At 71.6% G+C, this 10,256-nt stretch carries 3 protein-coding genes and 1 pseudogene; 1 reads left to right on the top strand and 3 read right to left on the bottom strand.

Translation table 11 applies throughout. From position 1 onward, the window contains the following. Positions 1-70: 70 nt before the first annotated feature. The gene (locus AB0I89_RS31455; protein WP_357134209.1) at positions 71-5,152 is read right to left on the bottom strand and encodes an NAD-glutamate dehydrogenase; all 5,082 of its coding nucleotides are present in this window, start codon (positions 5,150-5,152) and stop codon (positions 71-73) included. 286 nt (positions 5,153-5,438) lie between these two features. Here AB0I89_RS31455 and AB0I89_RS31450 point away from each other — a divergent pair, with 286 nt between their 5' ends. Then, positions 5,439-7,403 (top strand): penicillin-binding transpeptidase domain-containing protein, encoded by a 1,965-nt coding sequence (locus tag AB0I89_RS31450; RefSeq protein WP_357134207.1) that lies wholly within the window; start codon positions 5,439-5,441, stop codon positions 7,401-7,403. 491 nt (positions 7,404-7,894) lie between these two features. On the opposite strand, the pseudogene AB0I89_RS31445 reads toward AB0I89_RS31450, so the two are convergent. Next, positions 7,895-9,064: pseudogene (locus AB0I89_RS31445) on the bottom strand (arginase family protein); the annotation flags it as partial. Between the two features lie 83 nt (positions 9,065-9,147). After that, positions 9,148-10,068 (bottom strand): tetratricopeptide repeat protein, encoded by a 921-nt coding sequence (locus AB0I89_RS31440; RefSeq protein WP_357134205.1) that lies wholly within the window; start codon positions 10,066-10,068, stop codon positions 9,148-9,150. Positions 10,069-10,256 lie beyond the last annotated feature (188 nt).

The raw sequence follows: 10,256 nt of genomic DNA, 5'->3' as shown, positions 1-10,256 counted from the left end.
CGCCGTCGACGGCCCGCGGCGCCGCCCGCAGCCCCACCCCCCCCCCCCACCCCGCGTCCGGCGTAGTGACTCAGGCGGCGGCGGAGGTCCGCACCAGGGTGCGGATCTGGCGCAGCAGCACGGACAGGGCAGCGAGATCCGCCCGCGACTCGTCGAACTCCCCCATCGCCTGGCGGGCCCGGTGGATCGACGTGGCGTTCGACTGCTCCCACTGCTGCACCCGCTCGTGCGGCGGCAACTCGTCCCCGGTCGAGTCGAGCACCTCGGCGGTGAGCGCGGCCAACGCCGCGTACAGGTCGTACCGCAGCGCCATCCGCGCGAGGGTCTGCCAGCGGTCCTCCCGCGGCAGCAGGGAGATCTTCGACAGCAGCGAGTCCACCCGGAACAGGTCGGAGAGCACGAAGTAGACCGAGGCCACCTCGCTGACGTCCCGCCCGCTGGCGTTCGCGGTCTCCACCACGTCCATCAGACCGAAGCTGTACATCAGCCGGGTCGCCCGCTCGGCCAGCTCGCGGGGCAGCCCGCGCTCGGTCATCGAGTCGATGTGCGCCGCGATGGCCTGCCGCTCGCCGCCGTAGAACAGCTCCTCCAGACCCGGCAGCAGCCGGGTGACCCCGTCGCGCAGTCGGGCGATCTCGGCCGGCACGTCGATGGGCGAGCGCCGGTTGGAGACCAGCCAACGCACCGCCCGGTCGAGCAACCGGCGGGTGTCCAGGTAGACGCTGGTCTGCAACTCCGGCGCAACCTTGTTGTCCAGCGCCTCGACCGCGTCCCACAGGTCGCGCAGGCCGAACACCTCACTGACCACCACGTACGCACGGATCACGTCCGCGGCGCTGGCCGCCGTCTCCTCGACCACCCGGAAGATGAACGAGATGCCACCCCGGTTGATCGCCTCGTTGACCAGCACGGTGGTGACGATGTCCCGGCGCAGCCGGTGCCGGCCCATCCGGTCGGCGAACCGCTCACGCATGGGCGTCGGGAAGTAGTTGACCAGAACGTCGGTCGTCCACTCCTCGTCGGCCAGCCCCTCGGTGAGGATCTCCCGCTCAAGGACGATTTTCACGTACGCGAGCAGCACCGCGAACTCCGGCGCGGTCAGGCCGGATTCGCTCCGGACCGCCAACTCCTCGTCCGGCGGCAGCGCCTCCAACGCGCGGTCCAACCCGCCCGAACGTTCCAACTCGTTGATCATCCGGCGGTGCACCGGGAGCAGCGAGGCGGCCTGGGCCTGGGCGTTGTTGATCGCCCGAGCCTGGTCGTAGTTGTCGCGCAGCACCAGTTCGGCGACCTCGTCGGTCATCCCGGCCAACAGATCGTCCCGCTCGGCGGTGGTCAGCTCGCCGTCGGCCACCGCGGTGTTCAGCAGGATCTTGATGTTCACCTCGTGGTCGGAGGTGTCCACACCGGCCGCGTTGTCGATGAAGTCGGTGTAGATCCGGCCACCGGTCAACGCGTACTCGATCCGGCCGAGCTGGGTCCAGCCCAGGTTGCCGCCCTCGCCCGCCACCCGGCAGCGCAGGCTGCGCCCGTCCACCCGGATCGCGTCGTTGGACTTGTCGCCCACCTCCGCGTTGGTCTGGGTGGAGGCCTTGACGTACGTGCCGATGCCGCCGTTCCAGAACAGGTCCACCGGAGCGGTGACGATCGCCTTCATCAGCTCCTGTGGCGAGATCTGCGTGACGTCGTCGTCGAGGCCGATCGCCGCCCGGACCTGCGGCGTGATCGGAATCGACTTCGCGGTACGCGAGAAGATGCCGCCCCCGGCCGAGATCAGCTCCTCGTTGTAGTCCTCCCAGGAGGAGCGGGGCAGGTCGAACAGCCGCCGACGCTCCGCGTACGAGGTGGCGGCGTCCGGGTCCGGGTCCAGGAAGATGTGCCGGTGGTCGAACGCGGCCACCAGCCGGATGTGCTCGGAGAGCAGCATCCCGTTGCCGAACACGTCGCCGGACATGTCGCCGACGCCGACCACCGTGAAGTCCTGGGTCTGGGTGTCCAGGCCCAGCTCCCGGAAGTGCCGCTTCACGGACTCCCAGGCGCCACGGGCGGTGATGCCCATCTTCTTGTGGTCGTACCCGGCCGAACCGCCGGAGGCGAACGCGTCGCCCATCCAGAAGTTGTGCGCCAGCGAGATCTCGTTGGCGATGTCCGAGAACGTGGCCGTGCCCTTGTCCGCGGCGACCACCAGGTAGGGGTCGTCGCCGTCGTGCCGGACCACGTCGTCCGGCGGCACGATCTGCCCGCTGACGATGTTGTCGGTGACGTCGAGCATCGCGCCGACGAACTCCTGGTAGCAGGCGACCGCCTCGTCCCGGTCCCCCGGCTTCTGCTTCAGCACGAAGCCGCCCTTGGCGCCCACCGGCACGATCACCGTGTTCTTCACCATCTGCGCCTTGACCAGGCCCAGCACCTCGGTGCGGAAGTCCTCCCGACGGTCGGACCAGCGCAACCCGCCCCGGGCCACCGGCCCAAACCGCAGGTGCACACCCTCGAACCGGGGCGAGTACACGAAGATCTCGAACTTCGGCCGGGGCGCCGGCAGGTCCGGAATGGCCTGCGGGTCCAGCTTGAACGCCACGTACGCCTTCGGCCGCCCGCCGACCGGCTTCTGGTAGAAGCTGGTCCGCAGGGTCGCCTCGATCAGCGTCAGGTACGAGCGCAGGATCCGGTCCTGGTCGAGGCTGGCCACGTCGTCCAGCGCGCCCCGGATCGTCTCCACCAGCTCGCCGCTGCGCTGCCGCCGCTGCTCGGCGCTCAGGTCACCCGGCGCGAACCGGGTCTCGAACAGCTCCACCAGCAGGCTGGCGAGCTTCGGGTACGCGATGAAGGTCTGCTCCATGTAGTCCTGCGAGAAGACCGTGCCGGCCTGCCGCAGATACTTCGCGTACGCCCGCAGCACCACCACCTGCCGCCAGGTCAGTCCGGCGCGCAGCACCAGCTCGTTGAACCGGTCCACCTCGGCCTCGCCGCGCCAGGCCGCCGCGAACGCGTTCTCCACGTGCGGACGGACCTCGGCCAGCTCGTGGTGCCCCTCGGGCAGCATCAGGCCGAAGTCGTACAGGTAGACCCGACCGTCGATCCGGTCCACCTCGTACGGGTGCTCGTCGACCACCCGTACGCCGAGCGAGTGCAGCACGGGCAGCACGGCGGAGAGCATCATCGGCTCCCCGTACCGGTAGACCTTGAACCGCACGTTCATGTCGTCGGGCACGTCGGCGCCCGGCACGCGGGTGCCCGGCCGGGGCGCGAGCTGCTTGCGGAACAGGTGCATCTCGAGCTGGCCGGGCTCCTCCAGCAGCTCCAGCTTGGCCAGGTCCTTCATCGCCTCGTACGGCGTGTGCCCGTCCTTGTAGCCCTCCGGGAACGCGTCGGCGTACCGGGCGAACAGGTGCTTGGCCTGCTCGTCGCCGAGCTTGCGCTCCAGCACCAGCCGGTAGTCGTCGTCCCAGAGCCGGGTCGCGTCGGCCAGCTCCTCGGCCAACAGGTCGGCGTCGATCTCGCCGGGCGGCCGGGTCGGATCGGTACGGACGATGAAGTGGATCCGGGCGAGCATCGACTCGGTGACCCGGGTCGTGTAGTCCACCCCGACACCGTTCAGCTCGCGCAGCAGGATGTCCTGCATGCGCAGCCTGTTCTGCGTCGTGAACCGGTCGCGGGGCAGGTAGATCAGACAGGAGATGAACCGCCCGTACGCGTCACGGCGCAGGAACACCCGCAGCTGCCGGCGACCCGCCATCCGCAGCACGCCGATCACCGCGTGGTACAGGTCGTCGGTCTTGATCTGGAACAGCTCGTCGCGCGGGTAGGTCTCCAGGATCTGGAGCAGGTCCTTGCCGGAGTGGCTGCGCCGGCTCAGGCCGGAACGGTCGAGCACCTCGGCGACCTTGCGTCGCACCACCGGCAGCTCCCGGACGCTGGTCCGGTACGCGGCGGTGGAGAACAGCCCCAGGAAACGCCGCTCGCCGATGACCTCGCCGGCCTCGTTGAAGATCTTGAAGCCGATGTAGTCCAGGTACGCCGAGCGGTGCACGGTGGCCCGCGAGTTGGCCTTGGTGATGATGAGGAGGCGCTTCTCCAGCACCTTCTCGTGCGCCTCGGGCGTCATCGAGGCCAGCGACCGGGCGTCCGGGGAGTCCGAGCGCAGGATGCCCAGCCCGGTGCCGAGCACCGCTTCGAGGGCCTTGCCGTCCACCGGGTCCGCGGGGTTTCCGTCTGGGGCGTCGACCAGGCGGTACTCGCGGTAGCCGAGGAACGTGAAGTGGTCGTGCGCGAGCCAGCGCAGCAGCTCCACCGAGTCGGTGATGTCCTTCTCCGGCACCGGCGGGCGGTTGTCCGAGGTACGGGCCGAGGCCAGCTCGTCGGCGAGCGCGAGGGCCCGCTGACGCATCTTCGGCCAGTCCTCCACGGCCTCCCGTACGTCGGTGAGCACCCGTTGCAGCTCGTGCCGCAACCGGTCCCGCTCGGCCGCGTCCCGGACCGGGTCGATCTCGATCCGCATCCAGCTCTCGACGATGTCACCGGCGATCGCGTCGTCCGGCTCCACGTCCGCCGAAACCTCGGTGAGCTGGCCCAGCGGCTCGCGCCGGACCACCACCAGCGGGTGCACCAGCAGGTGTACGTCGAGGTGGTACGAGTTGAGCAGCGCGGTCACCGAGTCGACCAGGAACGGCATGTCGTCGGTGACGATCTCGACGACGGTGTGGTGCTGGTCGGCGTGCGGCTCGTGGATGCGCAGCTTCAACTCGCCGGGCACCCGCTGCTGCGCGAGGTCCCGGTGCGCCCGGGCCGCGTCGAGCATCTCCTCCGCCGTGAAGCCGACCAGCTCCTCGTCCGGGGCGAACCGCCAGAAACGGCCGACCAGGGTCGCCGCGTCATGGTCGTCCCCGGCGAGCGCGACGGCCTGGGCCACCAGCCGCTCCGCGTTGGGTACGGGTTCGTCGAGCTCGGCGTCCTCCACGTCGTCGGCCAACGCCTCGCTCGGCAGACCCAGATCGTAGATGGTGTCGATGCTCGACCCGGTCAGCCCTGTGACGCCGGTGTCGAGCCGGCCGTAGCCGTCCCCGTCGGTCGCCGAATCGAAGCTGTCCTCGTCCCGCCCGGAGTTATCCGGTCGGAGGTCGGGTTCCGGTTTGATCGCCGGACGCCGGTCCATCGGTGCCACTCCCCTCGACCCACCGCGTTGTGGGTCACTCTGCCGCCCAGCCTAGGCCTGCCGTTTGCCGCCTTCGTCGGCGGACCACTGGCAGGGCGTCCGGATCGGGACTTCGTCCTTTCACCCGTTGCGGGTCCGAGGTTGGCCGGTTGCGGGATACCCCGCCGCGCGATGTTCATCACACCGGCTCGGTCCGTCTTTCCGCACGTCGAGGACTTCCCGGGGCGTTGGGGACAGCGTTCGCGTACTACCGTGCAGAGCAGCACGAGATCGGAAGGACCGCTTCATGACCTTGTCCTACCCCCGCCCAAACCGGTCGAACCGCGCGCGCCGGGTGGCCGCGCTCACCGCGTCCCTGCTCACCGCCGGTGTGCTGGCGGCGTGCTCCGGAGACGACGGGCCGGAGCGCAGCGCCGACGCCTTCCTCGCCGGTTGGCGCAGCGGCGACCTGCAGGCAGTCGCCATGGTCGACTCGACCGGCGCGAAGACGCCGGCGGCCGAGGTGAGCAAGGAGATCAAGGAGCTGTCCGGCGAGCTGGCCAGCACCCCGCCCACGCTGACCCGGCAGGGCGATCCGAAGATCACGAAGAACATCGCGACTACCACCATCCGGGTGGACTGGACGCTGCCGGGCCAGACCCACTGGACGTACGACCGGGAGCTGCGGCTCATCCAGGGCGACGACGACCAGTGGCGGGTGATGTGGGAGCCGCGGGTCCTCCACGAGCAGCTCACCAGGGGCGACCGGCTGGCGCTGCGCCGCGACGCCGGCCCGCGTGCCGGCGTGCTGGACGCGGCGGGCACGCCGATCGTGTCACCGCGCCCGATCGTGCGGGTGGGCGTGCAGCCCAACCAGGTCACCGACATCAAGAAGCTGGTCAAGGATCTCGACGCCGCCTTCAAGGCGATCCGTCCGGCTCTGGTCCCCGGCGTCGACCTGGCCGACCTTCCCAAGCGGGTCGCCGAGGCCGATCCGGGTGCGTTCGTCGAGGTGGTGACCCTGCGCGAGGACGCGTACAAGCAGATCAAACCTCGCATCTACGACCTGCCCGGCACCAAGTTCATCTCCGACAAGCTCGACCTCGCACCCACCCGCGAGTTCGCCCGCGCGCTGCTCGGCAGTGTCGACCAGGCGCAGGCCGACGACCTCACTGCCCACCCCGACAGGTACGTCGCCGGCGACCTCGTCGGACACGGTGGCCTGCAGGGCCGCTACGACGAGCGGTTGCGCGGCGCCCCCGGGCTGACCGTCCTGGTCGAACGGCCCACCGAGGACGGCAAGCTCGCGCCCACCGGCACCGAGCTGTTCCGCCGCGATCCCCAGCCGGGCCAGGCGCTGAAGACCACCCTGGACGTGGCCACCCAGAACGCGGCCGACGGGGCACTGCGCGCGGAGCCGCTCCGCTCCGCCCTGGTCGCGGTACGGGTCAGCGACGGCGCGGTACTCGCCGCCGCCAACGGTCCCGGCCCGGCCGGCGAGAACCTGGCGTTCAGCGCACAGGTACCGCCGGGCTCCACCTTCAAGATGGTGAGCGCGCTGGGCCTGCTGGACCGGGGCGCGGTCACTCTGGACGGCCCGGTGGAGTGCAAGAAGACCTTCACCGTCGACGGCCGGTCCTTCAAGAACTCGGACAACTTCGAGTTGGGCTCGGTGCCGTTCCGCACCGACTTCGCGAAGTCCTGCAACACGGCCTTCGCTTCGCTGGCGCCGAAGCTCGGCGGCGACGGGCTGGCCGCCGCCGGCCGGTCCCTGGGGCTGGAGGGGCAGTGGGACCTCGGCGTGGATGTCTTCACCGGCAAGGTCTCCACCGGCGGCAGCCCCGCCGAGCAGGCCGCCGCGTCGTTCGGCCAGGGCACCACGCTGGTCAGCCCCCTGGCCATGGCCGGTGCCACGGCGGCCGTCGCCCGGGGCCGCTTCGAGCAGCCGAAACTGCTGGTCGACCCGGCGCCGGCCAAGCCGGCCCCGCCCGGTGGGCAGCTCAAGCCGGAGTCCGTCACGGCGCTGCGCACGATGATGCGCGAGGTGGTCACCGCCGGCACCGCCAGCGCGCTCAAGGACGTCCCGGGCGGCGAGGTGTACGGCAAGACCGGCACCGCCGAGTTCGACGACAACCCGGCCCACACGCACGCCTGGTTCGTGGGCTGGCGGGGTGACGTCGCATTCGCCGTGTTCGTGGAGAAGGGCGGCGCCAGCACCGCCTCGGCCGTCCCGATCGCCGAACGCTTCCTCCGCGCCCTGCCTACCCCCTGACCCACCCGACCCTTGATCCACTCGGTTTCACTGAAACCGGGGCGTCCAAGCCGTCCGGACACCCCGGTTTCGCTGATACCGAGTGGATCACGAGTCGGGTGGCCGCGAGCGGGTCAGGCGGTGTCGGTCTGGGGCCGTTCGGGTGCGTTCTGGGCCGGCGGGGAGGGCCGCCGCAGCAGACCCGGGCCGGCCGACGCGGGCGGACCGACCGGTTCGCGCTCGACCGTGGCCGCGATCTGCGCCGCGAGCCCCGACGGCTCGACCGTCGCCGCGAGGCCCGACGGCTCGACCGTCGCCGCGAGGCCCGACGGCTCGACCGTGGCCGCGATCTGCGCCGCGAGGCCCGACGGCTCGACCGTGGCCGCGATCTGCGCCGCGAGGCCGGAAGGCTCGGACGGGGACCGGTCGCGGATCACGGATGGCTCGGCCTCCGCCGCGACCTCGTCGGCCGCCTCACTCCTCGACACCGGGAGGCGGGAGGAGCCGAGGCCGGGAGAGGCTGCGCCGGACGTGTCGTCCTCGTCGAGGCCCTCGCCGTCGAACTCATCGAACCGGGCAGCGTCGGCGACGGTGCCCGCACCGCGATCAGGGCTGGCAGAGCCCGGCACCCCCGCGGCACGAGCAAGCCCGGCGGGCCCGCCGTGGCGCTCGGCGCGGTCGGACCGGCCGGCGGCCGTCGTCCGTTCGGTGGCACGTCTCGCGGCGGTCGTGGGCCGGGGCGACAGCAGCCGCGGCGGCATCGCCTCCGGGGCACTGACGGGAGCCAGACCGGCGACCACGGTGTTGACGATCTCGGCGGCGTACGAGCCGTCCGGGTCGTAGTCGGGGTCGAAGACGGTCAGTTCAACGCCGAGGCAGTGTGGCGTGTCGACCAGGCCGGCGAGCAGGATCTCCAGCTCGGCGAAGGCGATGCCGCCCGGGTCGGGGGCGTCGACGGCCGGCATCACCGCCGGGTCGAGGACGTCGACGTCGATGTGCACCCAGTAGCCCGCGCAGTCGGCGAGCTGCTCGTGTGCCCACTGGGCGGTCCGGGCGGCGCCCTCGGCGCGCAGCGCGGGGACCGGGCGGGTGGTGATGCCGGCGGCCTGGAGGTCGAGGCGGTACTCGTCCTGCGCACGGATGCCGAGCACCACCACGTCGATGTCGCGGAAGTAGGGCCGGCGACCCTCCAGGGCGGCCAGGTCGGCCTGCCCGCGCCCGGTGACCAGGGCCAGGTCCTCCCCGGCGGCCGCGCCGACGTAGGAGGCGTTGCCGGGGTGCCGGAAGTCGGAGTGCCCGTCGACGAAGACCAGTCCGATCCGCCCGCCGACCGCCTCACCGAGGCGGTGCATGGCGAGCGCGGAACCGAGCAGCACGGAACAGTCGCCACCCAGCACCACCGGGAACTCACCCCGGTCGATGATCGAGCCGATCCGCTCGGCGAGCGCGAGCGAGTAGTCGGCGATCTCCCGGGCGTGGCACACGCCGTCCCCGGGCCGCCAGTCACCGGGGTCGTACCGGGGTGGGGTGAGGCACCCGGCGTCGCGGGCCCGCAGCCGGGCCAGCAGGTCGTGGTCGCGCAGCGCGCCGGGCGCCTTGGCGCAGCCCGGCACGGAGGTGGACGTCGGCGGTCGCAGGCCGAGGTTTGTCGGCGCGTCGAGGACGGCGATCCGGCGCATCATGAGCTCCCGTCCCCGGTGGTCGGGCGGGCCGGCGAACGCCGGCCCGCGCTGGCGTACTACGCACTCACAGTCGTGCTGCGGACTCAGAACAGGGCGCTGGCCAGTGCCCTACGGGCCGAGGCGACCGCCGGATCGTCCGGGCCGGCGATGGAGAAGAGCGACACCAGGTGCTGGCGGACCGTCTCGCGGTCCTCACCGGCGGTGCGCCGGACCAGGCCGACGAGGCGGGCGTACGCCTGCTCGGCCAGCCCGCTGAGCACCTCGATGTCGGCGGCCAGCAGTTGGGCCGCGACGTCGTCGGGGGCGCTCTCGGCGGCGGCCAGCGCGGTGGCCGGGTCGGCGCCCGCCACCCGGCGTGCCACGCCGACCTGGGCGAGGCCCGCCGTGGCCGCGGCGTCCGCGGGGGCGTCGGCGAGAATCTTGCGGTACGCCTGCTCGGCGGCGTCCAGGTCGCCGCTCATGAGCGCGTCGTCCGCCTCGTCGAGGCGCGGGTCCTCCGGCTCGGCGACGGTCACGCCGCCGGCCTTGAGAACGGCCTGGATCCACTGGCGGAGCTGGGCCTCGGGCACCACACCGGAGAAGGCGTCGATCGGCTGGCCGCCGACGACCGCGTAGACCGTCGGGACGCCCTGGACCCGGAACATCTGGGCGATCCGCGGGTTTTCCTGCACGTCGACCCGGGCCAGCAACCAGGCGCCGCCGCCCTCGGCCGCCAGCCGCTCGAGCACCGGGGCGAACTCGTCGCTCTCGGGGAAGCCAGCCGCGCCGAAGAAGACGATGACGGGCATGGCCATCGACTGCTCGAGCACCGCGGACTGGATGGTCGCTTCGGTGACGTCGACGATGGGGGCGTTGTCGGCGGTCGGTGCGCCCGGTGTGCCGGCGGACGGGCCGCCCTGCGGGGGTGCGCCGGGGCGGGTACCGGCTGGTGCGGGGCCACGCAGCGTGCTGAGGTCGACCGCGCCGCGGGTAAAGATCGACGAGGTGATCCGTGGGTCGCTCATGGTTACCTAGTCTCGCACGTGGGCCCGCATTCCCGGCTCACCCACAACTCCAACGTCGCAACTCTCACGCCTATCGGACAACGCGAAACGGCCCCCCGTTCCCAGCCCCGTCGATCTTGCGCTTTCGGTTGCCGCTACGTCGCTTTTGCGGCTTATGCCGCCACAGAAACCGCAAGATCGACGGGGCT

The organism is Micromonospora sp. NPDC049801, assembly GCF_040656575.1.
In the GTDB taxonomy this organism is placed as follows: Bacteria; Actinomycetota; Actinomycetes; order Mycobacteriales; family Micromonosporaceae; genus Micromonospora.
The sequence above is the reverse complement of the archived record's forward strand: the minus strand, read 5'-3'. Positions and strand labels throughout refer to the sequence as shown.

Excerpts from the sequence above, each read along its gene's own strand:
- AB0I89_RS31440 (WP_357134205.1), bottom strand. The coding sequence starts at position 10,068 with ATGAGCGACCCACGGATCACCTCGTCGATCTTTACCCGCGGCGCGGTC.
- AB0I89_RS31450 (WP_357134207.1), top strand. The coding sequence starts at position 5,439 with ATGACCTTGTCCTACCCCCGCCCAAACCGGTCGAACCGCGCGCGCCGG.
- AB0I89_RS31455 (WP_357134209.1), bottom strand. The coding sequence starts at position 5,152 with ATGGACCGGCGTCCGGCGATCAAACCGGAACCCGACCTCCGACCGGAT.